This window comes from Bradyrhizobium sp. GCM10028915 (assembly GCF_042666195.1).
GTDB classification, from domain to species: Bacteria; Pseudomonadota; Alphaproteobacteria; order Rhizobiales; family Xanthobacteraceae; genus Bradyrhizobium; species Bradyrhizobium canariense_D.
The window spans coordinates 336656-352679 of record NZ_JBHTFN010000070.1; the positions used below are offsets into that span (position 1 = coordinate 336656).

The 16024-nt window shown below is 61.9% G+C and carries 17 protein-coding genes and 1 pseudogene; 17 read left to right on the forward strand and 1 reads right to left on the reverse strand.

Features of this window, described 5'->3' with window-relative positions:
• The first annotated feature begins 391 nt into the window (after positions 1-391).
• The 6 genes and pseudogenes from ACFQX9_RS35095 to ACFQX9_RS35120 all read left to right on the forward strand — a co-directional run bounded on the left by ACFQX9_RS35095 (position 392) and on the right by ACFQX9_RS35120 (position 5498).
• Positions 392-1342 carry an ArdC family protein gene (locus tag ACFQX9_RS35095; RefSeq protein WP_377791791.1) on the forward strand — a complete coding sequence of 317 codons (951 nt, stop codon included), beginning with the start codon at positions 392-394 and terminating at the stop codon, positions 1340-1342.
• A 108-nt stretch (positions 1343-1450) separates the two neighbouring features.
• On the forward strand, positions 1451-1693 hold the full coding sequence (locus ACFQX9_RS35100; protein WP_085394633.1) for a hypothetical protein: 243 nt from the start codon (positions 1451-1453) through the stop codon (positions 1691-1693).
• Complete coding sequence (locus tag ACFQX9_RS35105) at positions 1693-2754, forward strand: toprim domain-containing protein (protein ID WP_085394632.1); 1062 nt, start codon at positions 1693-1695, stop codon at positions 2752-2754. Before ACFQX9_RS35100 ends, ACFQX9_RS35105 begins: the two co-directional genes overlap by 1 nt.
• Positions 2755-3083: 329 nt before the next feature.
• Positions 3084-4007 (forward strand): DUF2493 domain-containing protein, encoded by a 924-nt coding sequence (locus ACFQX9_RS35110; protein ID WP_377791792.1) that lies wholly within the window; start codon positions 3084-3086, stop codon positions 4005-4007.
• Positions 4008-4141: 134 nt separating this feature from the next.
• Positions 4142-4622: pseudogene (locus tag ACFQX9_RS35115) on the forward strand (hypothetical protein).
• A gap of 555 nt (positions 4623-5177) precedes the next feature.
• A complete protein-coding gene (locus ACFQX9_RS35120; protein WP_085393931.1) occupies positions 5178-5498 on the forward strand; it encodes a DUF736 domain-containing protein in 321 nt (106 codons plus the stop codon).
• A 58-nt stretch (positions 5499-5556) separates the two neighbouring features.
• Here ACFQX9_RS35120 and ACFQX9_RS35125 read toward each other — a convergent pair whose 3' ends face one another.
• Positions 5557-5784: a helix-turn-helix domain-containing protein gene (locus ACFQX9_RS35125; RefSeq protein WP_085393932.1), complete on the reverse strand. Its 228-nt coding sequence runs from the start codon at positions 5782-5784 to the stop codon at positions 5557-5559.
• A 222-nt stretch (positions 5785-6006) separates the two neighbouring features.
• Between ACFQX9_RS35125 and ACFQX9_RS35130 the strand changes: the two genes are divergently transcribed.
• The 11 genes from ACFQX9_RS35130 (at position 6007) to ACFQX9_RS35180 (ending at position 15271) form a co-directional block, all read left to right on the forward strand.
• A complete protein-coding gene (locus ACFQX9_RS35130) occupies positions 6007-6279 on the forward strand; it encodes a DUF2285 domain-containing protein (RefSeq protein WP_377791855.1) in 273 nt (90 codons plus the stop codon).
• Positions 6280-6444: 165 nt separating this feature from the next.
• The gene (locus ACFQX9_RS35135; RefSeq protein ID WP_085393933.1) at positions 6445-6639 is read left to right on the forward strand and encodes a transcriptional regulator domain-containing protein; all 195 of its coding nucleotides are present in this window, start codon (positions 6445-6447) and stop codon (positions 6637-6639) included.
• Positions 6640-6808: 169 nt separating this feature from the next.
• Positions 6809-7219: a DUF2285 domain-containing protein gene (locus ACFQX9_RS35140; protein WP_377791793.1), complete on the forward strand. Its 411-nt coding sequence runs from the start codon at positions 6809-6811 to the stop codon at positions 7217-7219.
• 131 nt (positions 7220-7350) lie between these two features.
• Positions 7351-7632: a helix-turn-helix domain-containing protein gene (locus ACFQX9_RS35145; RefSeq protein ID WP_317245985.1), complete on the forward strand. Its 282-nt coding sequence runs from the start codon at positions 7351-7353 to the stop codon at positions 7630-7632.
• Between the two features lie 21 nt (positions 7633-7653).
• Positions 7654-8535 (forward strand): replication initiator protein A, encoded by an 882-nt coding sequence (locus ACFQX9_RS35150; RefSeq protein ID WP_085393936.1) that lies wholly within the window; start codon positions 7654-7656, stop codon positions 8533-8535.
• A 289-nt stretch (positions 8536-8824) separates the two neighbouring features.
• Complete coding sequence (locus ACFQX9_RS35155) at positions 8825-9289, forward strand: DUF2840 domain-containing protein (protein ID WP_085393937.1); 465 nt, start codon at positions 8825-8827, stop codon at positions 9287-9289.
• The gene (locus ACFQX9_RS35160; RefSeq protein WP_085393938.1) at positions 9286-9798 is read left to right on the forward strand and encodes a S26 family signal peptidase; all 513 of its coding nucleotides are present in this window, start codon (positions 9286-9288) and stop codon (positions 9796-9798) included. The genes ACFQX9_RS35155 and ACFQX9_RS35160 overlap by 4 nt, the downstream gene beginning before the upstream one ends.
• The gene (locus ACFQX9_RS35165; protein WP_349518926.1) at positions 9795-10631 is read left to right on the forward strand and encodes a lytic transglycosylase domain-containing protein; all 837 of its coding nucleotides are present in this window, start codon (positions 9795-9797) and stop codon (positions 10629-10631) included. Before ACFQX9_RS35160 ends, ACFQX9_RS35165 begins: the two co-directional genes overlap by 4 nt.
• 418 nt (positions 10632-11049) lie before the next feature.
• A complete protein-coding gene (locus ACFQX9_RS35170) occupies positions 11050-12813 on the forward strand; it encodes a DUF3363 domain-containing protein (RefSeq protein WP_085393940.1) in 1764 nt (587 codons plus the stop codon).
• Positions 12814-12850: 37 nt separating this feature from the next.
• A complete protein-coding gene (locus ACFQX9_RS35175) occupies positions 12851-14839 on the forward strand; it encodes a conjugal transfer protein TraG (RefSeq protein WP_377791794.1) in 1989 nt (662 codons plus the stop codon).
• 6 nt (positions 14840-14845) lie between these two features.
• The gene (locus tag ACFQX9_RS35180; protein WP_377791795.1) at positions 14846-15271 is read left to right on the forward strand and encodes a CopG family transcriptional regulator; all 426 of its coding nucleotides are present in this window, start codon (positions 14846-14848) and stop codon (positions 15269-15271) included.
• The last annotated feature ends 753 nt before the right edge of the window (positions 15272-16024 follow it).

Here is a 16024-nt window from a genome sequence, read left to right on the forward strand (position 1 = left end):
GATCCCTCGCGCAGGGATAGCGGAGCTCCTCGCCGGGGGCACTCGGAAAAGGGGCTCGCCTTGCGGCGATCGCTATCACTGCCCCGTTCCCGGGTGCCGCTATTGAACCGGTCTCGTCGCTGCACTCGGACCCGCGTGCCCCTTCGGGTCGCTATGCTCACGCTCTCCGGGTGCCATTTTCCATAGGGCGATACGCCCTGGCGCACGCCTCGTGGGGCCTGCGGCCCGGCAGCTCAACTCAATTCCCATGAAGATACGATGCAAGACGGGCTGCGTCACAGATTTCGCATTCTCTCAAGTAGGAGGAGAGAGTCAGAGTGTCGGCCGGGTTTTGCCATGACGGGTTACAGGCTGCGAGAGAGGCTCGCGGTCCCCGTCGCGGAGACCCGCGATGTCCAGACATTATCCTCACGCGCGCATCGGTAAGGACCGGGCCAACCTTTACGACGACATCACCAACAAGATTATCGCCGAGTTGGAGGCTGGCCGAGTCCCGTGGGTGCAGCCTTGGGGCACCGCGGCGGCGAAGGGGCCTCTGGCCTTGCCGAAGAGTGCGGCGTCCGGCCGCCAATACAGCGGCATAAACATTTTAATTCTATGGGGTGCTGTGACCGAACAGGGATTTACAGGGCAGAGCTGGCTTACCTTCCGCCAGGCGCTGTCGCTCGGTGGCCACGTCCGCAAGGGCGAGCGCGGCACGACCGTCGTCTATGCCGACCGCTTTGTGCCTGCCTGCGAAAAGCGCCGCGCACATGAGGCCGGAGAGGAAGCTCAGGCTATTCCGTTCCTCAAGCAGTTCACAGTCTTCAACAGCGATCAATGCGGCGGCCTGCCTCCAGAGATCGCAACAACGGCGCCGCCTCCGCCGCCAGGCCTGATCGAGCCGCAGGTCGAATACCTGATCAAGGCGACCGGCATCGACTTCCGCATCGGCGGCAACCGTGCCTTCTATATGCCGACGGAAGATTATGTGCAGGTGCCGCCTCCGCAGGCCTATTTTGAACCAATCAATTGGCATCGAACGGCCCTCCACGAGCTGGCGCATGCCAGTGGCCATCCATCGCGTCTCAACCGTGACCTGTCAGGCAGCTACGGTACCAAGAAGTATGCCTTTGAGGAGCTGGTTGCGGAAATCTCGTCTGCGTTCAGTTGCGCCTCGCTCGGCATCGTGCCGACGGTGCGGCATGCCGACTATATCGGCTCATGGCTTGAAGTCTTGCGCGAGGACAAACGTGCCATTGTCCGGGCTGCTTCCAAGGCCAGCAAGGTTGCCGATTATCTGCTTGGCTTTCTCCCAGAACCCGTCGGCGACATGCCGAGGGAGGACCAGCAGGCGACGTAAGGCTCTGCTCGGTGGCCGCGGGCACAAGAGTAAGAGGGGCAGGGTCGTTTCCGTGACGGGTTGGAGGCCGAGAGAGAGGCTCCCGGCTGCCCGTCGTGGAGAATCAGCATGCCAAAAGCTGTCCAAAAGATCACGTCGGCCGATGTCGGAGTGACCCGTGGAAAGCACATCGAAGTGTCGGGATCCCATGCCAAGATGCGCAAGATCTTGCGAGGTTACGGGCACTTTGGAGAGATCATCTTCTGTAATCTCCGCATGTTCGTGCGAACGGTCGCAAGTGGCATAGAGATGCTGTCGAAGGTACGCGACCGGCATCCAGCCGAAGGTGTCCTTTGGCAGGAGGCGGCCTGATGTCCCGCCAACCTTGCGAACTGGCACGCCGCCTCGCGCGAGAGGCGGAGGCGGTATGCCGACACTATCTCTCCAATGGCAAGCGGGCGGGGCGGTATTGGGTGGTCGGCGACGTCCACAACAACCCGGGCCGCTCATTGTTTGTACGGCTCCAGGAATCGCCGAAGGGAGCGGCGGGCAAGTGGACCGATGCCGCAACCGGCGCGCATGGTGATCTCCTCGATATCATCCGCGAAACGCTGGCTTTGCGAGACTTTCGTGAGGTCGCCGAGGAGGCGAGGCGCTTTTTGAACCTGCCTCGCTCTGAGCAGAAGCCGGCCCCAAGACCTATTCCCTCAGTCGTACCGCCCGGATCGCAGGAAGCCGCCCGTCGGCTCTTTGCGATATCCCGCCCGATCGAGGGGACCATTGCCGAGGCTTATTTGCAGGGCCGCGGCATAACCCGCATCCACCATGGCGGCAGTCTGCGCTTCCATCCACGCTGCTACTATCGGCCGGACGACCATCTGCCGACCGAAACCTGGCCGGCAATGATTGCCGGCGTCACGGATCTCGATGGTCGGATCACCGGCGTGCACCGCACCTGGCTCGATCCGGACGGCTTTGATCGCGTGCGGCTCGGTAAGGCTCCGATCGATACCCCACGACGCGCGATGGGCGATCTGCTCGGTAACGCCGTTCGGTTCGGCCTGGCGGATGACGTGCTCGCTGCCGGCGAAGGTATCGAGACCATGCTTTCGCTACGCTACCTGCTGCCGACTATGCCGATGGCGGCCGCGCTTTCGGCTAATCACCTTTCCGCCATGACGCTGGCGTCTAGCCTGCGCCGGCTCTACATTGCGCGCGATGCCGATGCCGCCGGTGGTGCGGTGGTGGCAACTCTCAGCCAGCGCGCAGCAGACGCCGGCATTGAAGTGGTCGTGCTGTCGCCCCGGATGGGCGACTTCAACGAAGATCTGCAAGTCTTCGGTCTCCAGGCCCTCCGAGCAGCGCTGCGGTTTCAGCTTGTGCCAGAGGATATCGTTCGCTTCCTCCATTCGTCGACGGTGGCCGCGGAATAGCTCCGGGTCTTCGATCGACGTTGATGGGCCGGTCATAGGCGAGGCCAATACCGGAAGAGGACGCGACCTCGGCCTTCTAGGGGGCGATCGGACGGCAGCCGGCCCGGGCCGGCAATGGCTGCGTCCGGCTATTTTCCGCCGCGCGCCAGCGATGTGAAGACACATCATGCAGTTGGCCGCGCGCTTTGCATCGCGAAGCAAAATAGCCGGCCTCCGCCATCCTCCGCTGCCGCTTCGGCCCTGTCGGGTGCTGGCCCGGTCCGCCCGCCATCAGAGGATCGCCACGAAGGCCGCGATGGTCGCGGCCGATCCGGCAAGGACCTCTTCCCATGACCGACCATGACGACATCGAACCGCCGCATGCCTCTTCCCCGACCGACGACATCCTCACTGAATTACAACTGTTCGGCTATGGACCCTTCGACGACCAACCCGATCCAAGACCGCTCCCGGAGGGCAAGATGATCGTCGGCGCCATAGCGGACATCTTTGATGCCCTGGTTGCGACCCTGAACGACACGCGACTTGAGCCGGACCTTGACGATCTGCTCTGGTCGACTGTCAACCTGTTCCATCGTGCCCTCGACCGCATCGAACGGCAGCTCGATAACAACGAACAGGCGCAGCATAAGAGCCAGCGCGAGCAGAATGGCTCGGAAGTGCGGTCGGTCGAACTCGAGCGCCTGACGGCCGAAGGGCTCACCCTGATCGAGCGCCGCAACTGCCTGGAACTGTTCCGGGATCAGGCCATCGAGCGATTTGAGGTCCACACCGGCTCAGCTTGGCGTCCTCGGTCGGGATCATTGGTCAATCACCGAACCCTCACCGCAGCAATGATCGACTCCCGCGACTTCATCGCCGCCAAGCGTCGTTCCGAGACCGAGGTCATGTTGCCACCAGGACCGAAAATTGCACTCACCGGTGGGCTCGACTTCAATGACCATCATCTGATCTGGGATCGTCTCGACAAGGTTCACGTCAAGCATCCCGACATGGTCCTGCTCCATGGCGGCTCGCCCAAGGGTGCCGAACTGATCGCCTCCAAATGGGCGACCACCCGCAAGGTACCTCAGATCGCCTTCAAGCCTGACTGGACGAAACATGCCAAGGCTGCCCCCTTCAAGCGCAACGACGCCATGCTCGAACTCCTGCCAATCGGCGTCATGCATTTCCCGGGCACGGGAATTCAGGACAATCTCGCCGACAAGGCGAAGCGGCTCGGCATTCCCGTCTGGAAGTTCGGCGGCGCATGAGCGCCGTCGCCTCGAAGACGCCAAGGTGGAGTTGCACGCCGCAACTCCGCCTCGTTTCGTTTTTACATCCAAAACTGCGCCGTGCTGGTGGTGGAAGGCGCGATTGATAAATCCATGCACATGGAGCCACCACCATGCTTGCCTTTGGGCTTGTTCTCAACACACTCGGTATCGGTTTGTTTTGCTGGGCGATCTTTGCGCTCGCGGTGTACGCTTTGCCGTTTTTCGTCGCACTCAGTATCGGGACTTTGGCATTTCGCGATGGCGCGGGCGTCTTCGGCGCACTGCTTATTGGAGTTGCTTCGGGCGCGCTGACGCTTGCCGCTGGTCGGGTCGCCGTTGCCTTTTTTCGGTCCTTGGCCTTGCGCGTCGCCATCGCAACCGTATTCGCGGTCCCTGCGGCAATCGCCGGCTATCATGTGGTGTTCGCCCTATCGCAGATCGGTGTGCCGTCGTCGGCTTGGCGCCACGTCTTCGCTTGTTTGGGCGCCGCTTGCATCAGCGGCACGGCATAGGCGCGTTTGACTGTTTTCGCGAACCCGCCCGTCGGAGTCGGTCGGGGTGCTGGAGAATACGGCTCGCCCAGTTCTTCCAGCAGCGACGCACGAGTGGTGAGGCTTCGTCGCCATCATCGGCCGAGCAAGACCGCACAGGGCACCACGTTGAACGAGGGGGCGTCGAGCTTGAGCGAGAGGTAACCGCACTTCTCGTCGGAGCGCTCTAAGCAAGCCGTAGCAATCTCTGTCTGATCCACATAGTTGCGTGGAACGGCGCGCCGCGCTCGATCATTCGTTCCGAGACGATACCGCCCTTTGCGGCAGATTGTTTCTCTTTGTGCGGCGAACCGTACCGACCTCTTGTTCTGCACAATCGAGATTCGCCAAATCTTCTCCCAAGGTTGCGGTTCAGCACGCGGACGCACGTGGCCTCTTTGATGGCTTGATCTGGCCGAAGACCGGCTGCGCCTCGATCGTCTGAGCCGCAACGCCGTTGATGCGACTTTCTTCCCCTGGGCTTGCGCCCATTCCTCGCGAGGCAAGAAAGTCGCAACAACGGCGTCCTCCCCTGCGCTCCGGCCCGCGAGCGGGTGCGTCGCCGATCGTCCTCGGCCTCTAGATCGCCATCGAGGCCGCGGTGGTCGCGGGCTCGAAACACAACAGGAGAAGTGACATGGCTAACATCGGTTCTTTCAAGAAGGTCGGCAACGATTTCCAGGGCGAGATCGTCACCCTGAGCCTGCAAGCCAAGGGCGTCCGCATCGTCGCCGAGACCAACCGCTCAAACGACAACGCTCCCAGCCACCGCATCTACGTGGGCCGGGCGGAGATCGGGGCAGCTTGGTCGAAGCGCTCGGAGGAAGGCCGCGACTACCTCTCGCTCAAGCTCGATGACCCCTCCTTCAACGCGCCGATCTACTCGAGCCTGTTCGATGACGAAGGCGGTGAAGGCTACACCTTGCTCTGGTCGCGGCCGCGCAAGAACGGCGAGTAAGAGCGCCCCACCAAGCCCCGTCCGGTCCGCCGGGCGGGGCGCGCTGACCTGAGCCAGCTTACGATCTGCTAAGCCGCGCAACCTTTTTGAGCAGGTCTCCCGGTTCGACCCCCAAAGCTTCAGCAATTTGCCCGAGCACGGTGACGCTTGCCGATACATCGCCGCGCTCGATAGCGCCGACGTAACGCGCGCTTAAACCCGCGCGCTCGGCCAGCTCCTCCTGCGTCATTTGTAGATCGTGGCGTTTCCGACGCAGGTTCACAGCCATGATCTCTTTGAGATCCATGGCGATATGGGAACTGAGCCGGAACGACCGTTCTAGGAACGATCGTTCCTATTCGTGTCAAGACATGCTATCCATTGTCGCGATGCTATGAGCGCGGCCGCCCTTGGCTGCCTACTGAAATTGGCTGCCTACTGAAAGATCATCCAGGAGTCTAACGGGCAACGGAGGTCTGGATTGCGACCAAACCATGACGTAGTTTCTGGGAGTTTTAAAGCTGGTATGATGCAGAAACCCTCCCTCGATCCAGACGTGGCGGACTGTGCGCCGAATGACCCGGTGCTTACGGCCTACGACGAACAGCATGTCGTCACGTACATTCGCCTTCTACAGGCGGAGGGCGAGGGGGCGGACTGGCGTGAGGTCGCTCGAATCGTCTTGCATATCGATCCGGAGCGAGAGCCGGAACGCGCGCAGAGCGCATATCAGAGTCATCTTGCGCGCGCCAAATGGGTAACGGAGCAGGGACGCCTCTTACGCGGTACTGGCTCAAAATAGAAAAGAATCGCCGACTACAGGCTCGCAGCCAGAACGTTTTTCTCCCGCTAACCGGTGGTCATTCTCGTGCACCACGTGGTGCCAAACGAGGGGCTTCCCACAACCCCATCGTTCATAATTATTGCGCCGCAATCGTTGTTACTTACGTGCAATGGGGCGGAAGCAATGCCTGAATTCGACTGGCGATCACCGGATTCGTTTAAGAGCCTAGAGAATGCCGAGGTCACTGAAATCGCCTGGGTAGGTCTTCGTATGAACGTGGACTACCAACGTGACTACGATGGGATCATCGCTAACAACTCAGATGGTGCGGTGACTGAGGAATTCAGGAGGAGGTGGGGCCTCTGCTTTCGCCCATGACCCGCAGAGGTCGTTCCACGAGCAGACAATCTTTTGGGCGCCCGAGGTTCTCCCGACCGTCGTCCCGGTCACTGTAACCGCTTCAACGCCTGGTCAAAGCCCAACGCCTCAGCCGCCGCTGGATCTTGCATCTGGTCAGGTGCGCCGTGCCGCTGACGGCTGGCATGCCGTGCTGCAAATCGGTTCGGTGGAGCATCGCATCTGGTCGAAACAGCCGCTGACCGCAGGCGCTCGCTATGCGGCCGAGTTGCCATTTGACGGCGATTTGGAGGCGCGCGCGCATGCCGCCACGCGGCTGTGGCGCGCGATGAACGGACACACGCCAGGACCTCCGCTTCATCGCGTTCCCAAACAGCGGCGCGAACGACTGTGCGCAGCCCTTCGCGCGGTCGCCGCGTATCTCGCCGGCGCGACTTATCGCAAAATCGCAGAAGCTCTGTTTGGCAAGCCGCGCATATCGGATCGTGGCTGGAAAACACACGATCTGCGCAGCCGAACCCGTCGCCTTGTACAAAGCGGCCTCGCATTTGTGCGCGGAGGCTATCGCAAGCTGCTTCGGCCCAGGCGCAGGGTCGAGTAGCGCCCTTCCTGGGTGGCCGAAAATCGCCCCCTCAATTTTCGGCATCCCCCTTCGACATCGCACTTCTCCATGATGACCGCACGCACGCCGGCGCCGCCATCCGCGGTGCGCTGTCCTCTTGGAGTTCTCAAATGCCCGATCCGATGACCGGTCTACCTCCGCGATTCCTGCGAACACCGGAGGCTGCGCGCTACCTTGGCCTCTCCGGTCGCACGCTCGAGAAGCACCGCACGTACGGCACCGGGCCGACGTATCGGAAGATCGGCGGGCGCGTCGTCTACGCTCTGGACGATCTGAAAGCCTGGGCTGACCTGGGCGCGAAGACATCGACGTCTGACCCCGGGAAGGGGACCGTGCTGCCGGCCAGGAAGCATCCGGTGCTGCGCCCATATGCGGGCCAGGAACGTCGCTGATCGCGGGCGAGAGCAGTGACCATGCGGCGCAAACAACATTCCGAGCGCGACCAGCTGGAACTCTTTCGGGCGCTGCCCGGCGATCTCGCGCCCCGCGATGCGCAGGATCTCATGGCTTACCCGTTCTTCTCGCTTGCAAAAACGAAGCGGATTGTACCGATCGATTTCCGTGCCGGTGCGATCGCAATTCGTGTCGAAGCCGTGGCGGAGCACGGCATGGCAACGATTTGGGATGCAGACGTTCTCATCTGGGCTGCTTCCCAGATCGTCGAAGCCCGTGACGCCGGCCTGAAGACGTCGCGCCTGATGGCTGCAATGCCTTACGAAATTCTGACGTTTGTTGGCCGCGGCACCAGCGCACGTGACTATGACCGCTTGAAGGCTGGTCTTGACAGACTTCAGTCAACGACCGTGCTGACCTCGATCCGTCAGCCGGCAGAACGACGGCGACACCGCTTCTCCTGGATCAACGAGTGGAAGGAGACGGCCGATGCAAATGGTCGTCCATTTGGGCTCGAGCTGATCCTGCCGGATTGGTTCTACGCCGGCGTTATTGATGACGCACTCGTGCTGACGATCGACCGCGCCTATTTCCATCTGACGGCCGGGCTCGAGCGCTGGCTCTACCGCCTCGTGCGCAAGCACGGTGCCCGGCAGGACGGCGGCTGGAGCTTTGACCTTGTGCATCTCCACGGCAAGTCCGGCACCCTCTCGCGGCTCAAGCACTTTGCTTACGACATACGCCAGATCGTCGAGCGTCAGACATTGCCCGGCTATCAGCTCGTGCTCACGCGCGACCCGAACGGTGCCGAGCGGCTGAACTTCGTGCCCACGCTCGTTGCTCCCTTAACGGCACGCCTGCGCCGGCGCGGACTCATTCCAAATTCGGAGGACAACCTGTGAATCAGCTCGTGCTATCGAGGACCGCAACCCTCGCGCTATCGGGGACCCGATCCTCGTGCTATCGAGGACCGGAATCAAGCATAAGTACTTGTTTCCCTGCGCTTTGCAGCCGCTCTAACTTTACTAACCGGAAATCCTTCGGATTTCTTCTAACGGAACAGGCCGAAAGTCGCGTTGGCAACGCTCGGCAACGGCAGTCCGACAAGCCAGCTTGCCTTTGCAGGCCATACACACTCTCGACCGAGCACCAAGCTCACGGCCGCCAGCTCCAGCGTCAGGGAGTGGCGGCATGAGCGACCTTACCGAAGTAGAAGTGCTGTGGCTTGAGAAGCGCATCGAAAACCGAATTCGGTTCGGTCGTATCGTCAAGGAGCGGAAGCTTGATCGTCACCGCCGAGTCCTGTCATTTGCGCCCGGCAGCATCTTTGCCTTCGTCCGTTGGACCTCCAACGACTTCGGCACGATCATTTCGCGCATCGACATCTTGCGCGCGGTTGCAGCGGGACAGCGCTGCTCGACGGTACCATATGTGACACCCGGCGGCGAGATTCTGCTGCGCCTGTCAAGCTGGCCGAAGGTCGAGCGCGTGTTGCAAATGATTGACGCCGTAGAAGCACTCGGCATCGATCCCGCCGACGTAGCTCCCGATCATTGGCATCACGTTCATAACCGCCTGTCCGTCAACGAAAACCCGCGCTCGTATACGAAAGCGCGCCATCAGGTCTGGCTTCATCGTCAAAAGGTGATGCGATGACGAGCCGCCTAATGATGCTGGCCGTGACGATTGGGGTCGCTGCTGCGCTCATCGCGACGATCGTCCAGGAGCCGCTTCCGCTTTACATCTGGAACGCATCCGCGAGCGTGCCGATCGGTCTCTACCGCTTGCGGCCGGCAGAACATTTCCTCGTCACTGAGTTGGTCGCCGTGCAGCCGCCGGAGCCACTCGCGACCTTCCTCGACCTTAACGGCTATCTTCCGATCGGCGTCCCCATGCTCAAGAGGGTCCTTGCGCTGTCTGGACAGACGGTTTGCAGAAACGGGTTTGCGATTTCGGTCGATACCATCGCGGTCGGCGAGGCGCGGGATCGCGACGGGCGCGGACGGCCGCTGCCGAAATGGCAGGGCTGCCACGTCGTCGGCGACGGCGAGCTCTTTCTCATGAATTGGCAGTCCGACGAGTCTCTTGACGGCCGGTATTTTGGATTTCTTCCGGAGTCTGCGGTGATCGGCCGTGCGCTCCCGGTGTGGACGTGGGAGGGGTGATCGTGCGTCTTCGACGTGTTCTCCTTGCCATTCCCTTGTTCGATCGATTGCGGGATCATTCCTCCGTCGCGGTCGATGTCCGCAAGGCTGGCGCGAGCCTGACCGCGTGCTTGGGTCGGTTGGGCAAGCGCGTTCCTACTGTCGTGCCCCTGATGCTTCTTCTGACCGCGTGTGGCGGTGCTGCTTTGGCCCAGAGCGGATCAGCCGCCCAGCCGGCGATCAGTCAGGCCGCTCACTCCTTTGGCGGCTTCATCAATGAAGCCTCACAACGCTTTGCGATTGCGCCGAACTGGATCCGGTCAGTCCAAGGCATCGAGAGTGCCGGTGACGTGCACGCCAGATCGCCAAAAGGCGCAATGGGCCTGATGCAAATCATGCCGGCGACCTGGGCGGAACTTCGCGAGCGCTACAATCTCGGGAACGACCCCTACGACCCGCACGACAACATTCTGGCCGGCACGGCTTACTTGCGCGAACTGCTTGATCGCTATGGCTCGCCTGGCGTGTTTGCCGCGTACAATGCGGGACCAGCTCGCTATGAAGAGCATCTCGCAGGCGGCTCTTTGCCAGACGAGACGCACGCATACCTCGCAAAGCTTGCCAATCTGCTTGCCATCGAACTACCGCCAAGGTGGACGTCCAGCGGACAGTCATCAGCAGCTGCGACGCTGTTCGTCACGCGATCCGATCTCATGAAAACGCGGGATCGGTTGCGGGCGCTTGTGCCGTCGAGCGGTGTCAGGACCGCAATCCCGGCGCCCGATGTTTCGCCCATGGTCCCGCGGCATATTGGCGTGTTCGTCCGTCGATCGGATGCGGGAGTATCGCAATGACCAAGTTTTCGGGTTCGCAAGCCTTGGCGTGCCTCACCGGGCAAGTGGTACGTGCTGATGGCGTACGGGCGATGCCTTCGGCCCGCGCTCTGCGCGTCGCTTCGCTCCTCATCGAGCCACCCTTCGGGTGTCTCGGCACTTCGGGTAATGATCGCTATCGCAAGCGCTCGGAAGCAGTGGGGGCTGCACGAGCTGCCTGCCAGGTCGCGGCGACTCTTTCGGGAACCGGCGACCGGGAGACCACGACAGCAGGACGGCGAGATAAAAGGGGCTCGCCGGTCGAACCGCAAGCCATTGGCATGGCTTGGGTTCTGGCGTGCCGGTCGGTCGGGGCGCGTGCCGCACCTTGCATTTTGACGAATGCAATCAAAGGCCTTTTCGGCACTGTGTGCGCTTTTGATCGTGGGGAGCGCTAAGGATGACAGCAGGTGACAGCGAACTGCGTATCCGGCCTGGGCGCATCCGCAGCACCCGCGCGCCAAAGCCGAAGAGCTTCATCAACAAGGTGCTGCGCGCGGCGAACAAAGCCGGGCACACATCGAGCCAGTCTGCGGTTGGCAGGCGCTCTGCGGTCTACGGGCGCTCGACCTTTGGCCGCGGTAGACTCGGTTTCAGCCGCGCCAGATTGTTCAGCCCGGCGCGGCGCGTCGTGATGAAGGCGCGGGTGGTTCGGCACAAGGGGCGAGCCTTCCGTTCTGCACCACTAACCGCCCACCTCTCGTATCTGAAGCGCGACGGCGTGACGCGAAGCGACGAGCGGGCCGAGATGTTTGATGAGGGCTGCGACTGCGCCGATAGCGCGGCCTTTGCAGAACGGTGCAAGGACGACCGCCATCATTTCAGGTTCATCGTCTCGCCGGAAGACGCCGGCGACCTGACCGACCTGAAGGCCTTCACCCGCGATCTCGCCAGGCAGATGGAGACCGATCTCGGTACGCGGCTTGATTGGGTGGCCGTTGATCACTGGAATACCGACAACCCTCACGTTCATCTTCTCATCCGGGGAGTGGATCAGGATGGAGCCGATCTCGTGATCTCACGCGACTACATCAGCCAAGGCCTGCGCTCGCGCGCCGAGGAACTGGTCGCGATCGAACTGGGCCCCAAACCGGAGCACGAGATCCGCAATTCGCTGGAAATGGAGGTCACGGCGGAACGTTGGACGCGGCTCGATCGGGAGATCCGGTTGGCGGCGGATGAGACCGGCACAATCGATCTTCGCCTCGAGAATCCCGGCAAGTCCGATCCCGAGATCCGGCGCCTGATGGTCGGTCGGCTTCAACATCTGGAGAAGATGGGCCTTGCTGCATCCGCCGCACCCGGAGAGTGGATGGTCGGGCTCGAGGCTGAGCGCAGCTTGCGCGACCTCGGCATGCGCGGCGACATCATCAAGACCATGCACCGCGCCTTTACGGAGCGTGGAGAAGCGCGCGGCGTTGCCGACTTTGTCATCGAAGGTGGACAGCCTTCGTCCCAGATCATTGGACGGCTAGTCGATCGGGGATTGCACGATGAGCTGACGGGTGAGGCTTACGCGCTGATCGATGGAACTGATGGGCGCGCGCACCACGTCCGCGTGCGAGGCATCGAGGCTTTCGAACACGCACCGCCGATCGGCGGAATCGTCGAAGTCCGACGCTTGGGCTGCGTCGGCGATCCGCGGCCGACCGTGGTGCTCGCAACCCGTTCCGATCTCGATCTCGGTGGGCAGGTCACGGCTAAAGGAGCGACCTGGCTCGACCACAGGCTCGTCGAACGCGATCCCAAGCCGCTCGCCATGGGCGGATTCGGTCGCGAGACCCGCGACGCCATGGAAGCCCGTACCGAGCATCTCGTTCAGGAGGGTCTGGCTCGGCGGCAGGGCCAACGCATCATCCTGCAGCGCGACCTTCTGGACACGTTGCGCCGACGTGAACTGGACGAGGTGGCCGCAAAAGTCTCGGCCGACACCGGCCTGCCTTACGTGAAGGCGGCCTCCGGGGAGCATGTGGCAGGTACGTATCGCCAGCGTCTGACGCTCTCCTCGGGGCGCTTCGCCATGATCGATAACGGGCTGGGTTTCCAACTCGTGCCTTGGTCGCGCGAGCTCGAGAAGAGGCTCGGCCAACACACCACCGGCGTGGTGAAGGACGGCGGCGGTATCGAATGGAGCTTTGGTCGCAAGCGCGACCTCGGCCTCTAGCAATCTCTCCAATTCGGTTGCGGAAAGGGCGTTCGGGATGTCCGGAACCAAAATCCTGTGGGGACAGGTGATCGTTGTCGGCCTAATCGTCTTGCTGGCCATCTGGGGCGCGACCGAGTGGACAGCCTGGCGGCTCGCCTGGCAGCCGGAGCTTGGGCGGCCCTGGTTCGAACTGTTGGGCTTCAAGATCTATTACCCACCAGTCTTCTTCTGGTGGTGGTTCGTCTTTGATGCCTATGCGCCTCAGGTCTTCGTCGAGGGCGCCTTCATCGCGGCGTCGGGGACATTCATTTCGATCGCGGCGGCGATCGGCATGTCGGTCTGGCGGGCCCGCGAGGCCAAGAACGTTGAGACCTATGGTTCGGCGCGCTGGGCCGATGCGGAGGAGGTTCGAGCAGCCGGACTTCTCGGTCCGGATGGTGTGGTGCTGGGCAAGCTCGATCGCGATTATCTTCGCCATGACGGACCAGAACACGTCTTGTGTTTTGCGCCCACCCGGTCCGGCAAAGGCGTCGGTCTTGTCGTCCCCTCGCTGCTGGCCTGGCCCGGTTCGGCCATCGTTCACGATATCAAGGGTGAGAACTGGCGACTGACCGCCGGCTTCCGCGCGCAGCATGGCCGCGTCCTGTTGTTCGACCCGACCAATCCCAAATCCTCAGCCTACAATCCACTGCTCGAGGTGCGGCGCGGGGAGTGGGAGGTTCGCGACGTCCAGAACGTCGCCGATGTCCTGGTCGACCCCGAGGGCTCGCTCGACAAGCGGAACCATTGGGAGAAGACCAGTCATTCGCTCCTGGTCGGCGCCATCCTCCATGTCCTCTATGCCGAAGCGGACAAGACCCTGGCTGGCGTCGCCGCCTTTCTGTCCGATCCGAAGCGGCCGATCGAGGCGACGCTGAAAGCGATGATGACCACCGCGCACCTCGGCGAGCAGGGCGCCCATCCCGTCGTCGCCTCGACGGCGCGCGAACTCCTTAACAAGTCGGAGAATGAACGCTCCGGCGTTCTTTCCACCGCTATGTCGTTTCTCGGGCTCTACCGCGATCCCGTGGTGGCCCAGGTGACGCGCCGTTGCGACTGGCGAATCGCAGACCTGACTGCCGATGTCAGACCGACGACGCTGTATCTCGTGGTGCCGCCTTCTGACATCTCACGGACCAAGCCGCTGATCCGCCTCGTGCTCAACCAGATCGGTCGGCGTTTGACCGAGGACCTGCATGCCAGCGATCGCCGGCACCGTGTTCTGATGATGCTCGACGAGTTCCCAGCGCTGGGAAGGCTCGATTTCTTCGAATCCGCGCTCGCCTTCATGGCAGGCTACGGCATTAAGAGTTTCCTGATCGCGCAATCGCTCAATCAGATCGAGAAGGCCTACGGGCCCAACAACGCCATCCTCGATAACTGCCACGTCCGGGTCAGCTTCGCGACCAATGACGAGCGGACGGCAAAACGTGTCTCGGACGCGCTCGGTACAGCGACCGAGATGAGGGCTATGAAGAACTATGCCGGGCACAGATTGAATCCCTGGCTGGGGCATCTCATGGTCTCGCGGCAGGAGACGGCGAGGCCACTTTTGACCCCCGGCGAGGTCATGCAGCTTCCGCCAATGGACGAGATTGTCATGGTGGCGGGGACGGCGCCGATCCGGGCCAGGAAGGTCCGCTACTACGAGGACCGGCGATTCACAGAGCGGGTTCTTCCGCCGCCTGATCCGACGACGGCCGGCCGATCATCGCGAACGGACGGATGGTCAGAGCCCGGAATGCTCAACCCGACGGGAAGCCCAACTGATAAACTTGCGGAAACCGAGGAAGACGCGGCGAACAGCGGTCTCCGTCGCGAGCCCGAACTCCCCGATCACGTCGCGATTGCCAAGGAGACGACCGAGCCGACGCCGGCAGAAGAATTTGCTGCCGTTCTTGACGATGACGAGGATGCGGTCCGTCAATCCCGGCTCATACGTCAACAGATGCGCGGCGTCGCCCGTCAAATCGCCATGGACCCGAATGATGGGATGGAGCTCTGAGGCAACATGCGCGACCGGATAAACGTCTATTTTCCGCCAGAGCTTCTGAGACAGATCTCGGACCTCGCCGATCGCAAGAAGCTTTCCCGGTCTGCGATCGTGGAAGCGGCTGTTGTTTCATTTCTGTCACCGGACGGAGCGGACAAACGGGAGGCGGCGTTTACCCGTCGCCTGGACCGGCTATCGCGTCAGATGCAGCGGCTGGAGCGTGACGTCGGTCTGACGGCAGAGACCCTCGCCCTGTTCATCCGCTTCTGGCTGACGATCACGCCACCCCTGCCCAACGAAGCCCAGGCTGCGGCGCAAGTGAAGGGTCGGGAGCGTTTCGAGGGATTCGTCGAAGCGCTCGGACGCCGGCTGCAGAAGGGGCAGAGCTTTCTGCGGGAAATTCCAGAGGATATCCGCCGTGAGGAGTCCGAGAACAAAATCTAGGAGACTCAGCATCTCTTCCGCTCTCGATGTGAAAGCGGAAGCCGACCAGTGCAGTGGAAATTGGCCGCTCCTGACCCCAAAGCGGGACTCCAGCGCATCGAGCTGCCCCTGAGGGAGTAGCGAGATTTCCTCGGGCCCCTCCCCAAGGGGGCAGCTGCTTCGCCAAGCAGCTAACAGCCCCAGCTTCACCGCCCTGAAACTCGGGTCCTTTTGCTGTCTGGACAACTGCAGACCTCACGAGGGCATGATGCAAGTTTATCGCTCGATCCTTGCTGTCCAACGGTCATGGACCGCACTGAAACAGCGACACCATGAGGCAGTGAGCCTGACGTATTGAAATCCGCTATACCGATGGTAGTCTTCTACTTTTACTACTCGCGCCTATTTGCTCTGACGCCATCCTGATAGTGCTTTTTTGCTGGGGAGGACATTATGCGAGGCTCTCGCGCAATCCTTTACGCCGAACGACTTAGCGAACTCACCTCTCAGCTCTCAGAATTGGAAGATCTTCGAGATCTGGTGCAAGAAGCTGAGCGAAGCGCCCGCGGTGTGCCTCCATTACGCTTGGCACATCCACCGTCGCGCCGCGTTCGACGTCGTGAACGGGGCGGTTTGTCTGTTCGCCTCCGTCGCCACGCGCCACTAAACAGGAATGCAGGAGCTATCAGCCCCCCTGACAACGACAACCAAGTCGATTGGACTTTGCTGGAGCCATTCCCCGACCAATGGTGGGCTTCCTCCTAAAACCTCTCC

Coding starts and splice junctions, on each gene's coding strand:
- ACFQX9_RS35095 (WP_377791791.1), top strand. CDS start 392: ATGTCCAGACATTATCCTCACGCGCGCATCGGTAAGGACCGGGCCAAC.
- ACFQX9_RS35100 (WP_085394633.1), top strand. CDS start 1,451: ATGCCAAAAGCTGTCCAAAAGATCACGTCGGCCGATGTCGGAGTGACC.
- ACFQX9_RS35105 (WP_085394632.1), top strand. CDS start 1,693: ATGTCCCGCCAACCTTGCGAACTGGCACGCCGCCTCGCGCGAGAGGCG.
- ACFQX9_RS35110 (WP_377791792.1), top strand. CDS start 3,084: ATGACCGACCATGACGACATCGAACCGCCGCATGCCTCTTCCCCGACC.
- ACFQX9_RS35120 (WP_085393931.1), top strand. CDS start 5,178: ATGGCTAACATCGGTTCTTTCAAGAAGGTCGGCAACGATTTCCAGGGC.
- ACFQX9_RS35125 (WP_085393932.1), bottom strand. CDS start 5,784: ATGGATCTCAAAGAGATCATGGCTGTGAACCTGCGTCGGAAACGCCAC.
- ACFQX9_RS35130 (WP_377791855.1), top strand. CDS start 6,007: ATGCAGAAACCCTCCCTCGATCCAGACGTGGCGGACTGTGCGCCGAAT.
- ACFQX9_RS35135 (WP_085393933.1), top strand. CDS start 6,445: ATGCCTGAATTCGACTGGCGATCACCGGATTCGTTTAAGAGCCTAGAG.
- ACFQX9_RS35145 (WP_317245985.1), top strand. CDS start 7,351: ATGCCCGATCCGATGACCGGTCTACCTCCGCGATTCCTGCGAACACCG.
- ACFQX9_RS35150 (WP_085393936.1), top strand. CDS start 7,654: ATGCGGCGCAAACAACATTCCGAGCGCGACCAGCTGGAACTCTTTCGG.
- ACFQX9_RS35155 (WP_085393937.1), top strand. CDS start 8,825: ATGAGCGACCTTACCGAAGTAGAAGTGCTGTGGCTTGAGAAGCGCATC.
- ACFQX9_RS35160 (WP_085393938.1), top strand. CDS start 9,286: ATGACGAGCCGCCTAATGATGCTGGCCGTGACGATTGGGGTCGCTGCT.
- ACFQX9_RS35170 (WP_085393940.1), top strand. CDS start 11,050: ATGACAGCAGGTGACAGCGAACTGCGTATCCGGCCTGGGCGCATCCGC.
- ACFQX9_RS35175 (WP_377791794.1), top strand. CDS start 12,851: ATGTCCGGAACCAAAATCCTGTGGGGACAGGTGATCGTTGTCGGCCTA.
- ACFQX9_RS35180 (WP_377791795.1), top strand. CDS start 14,846: ATGCGCGACCGGATAAACGTCTATTTTCCGCCAGAGCTTCTGAGACAG.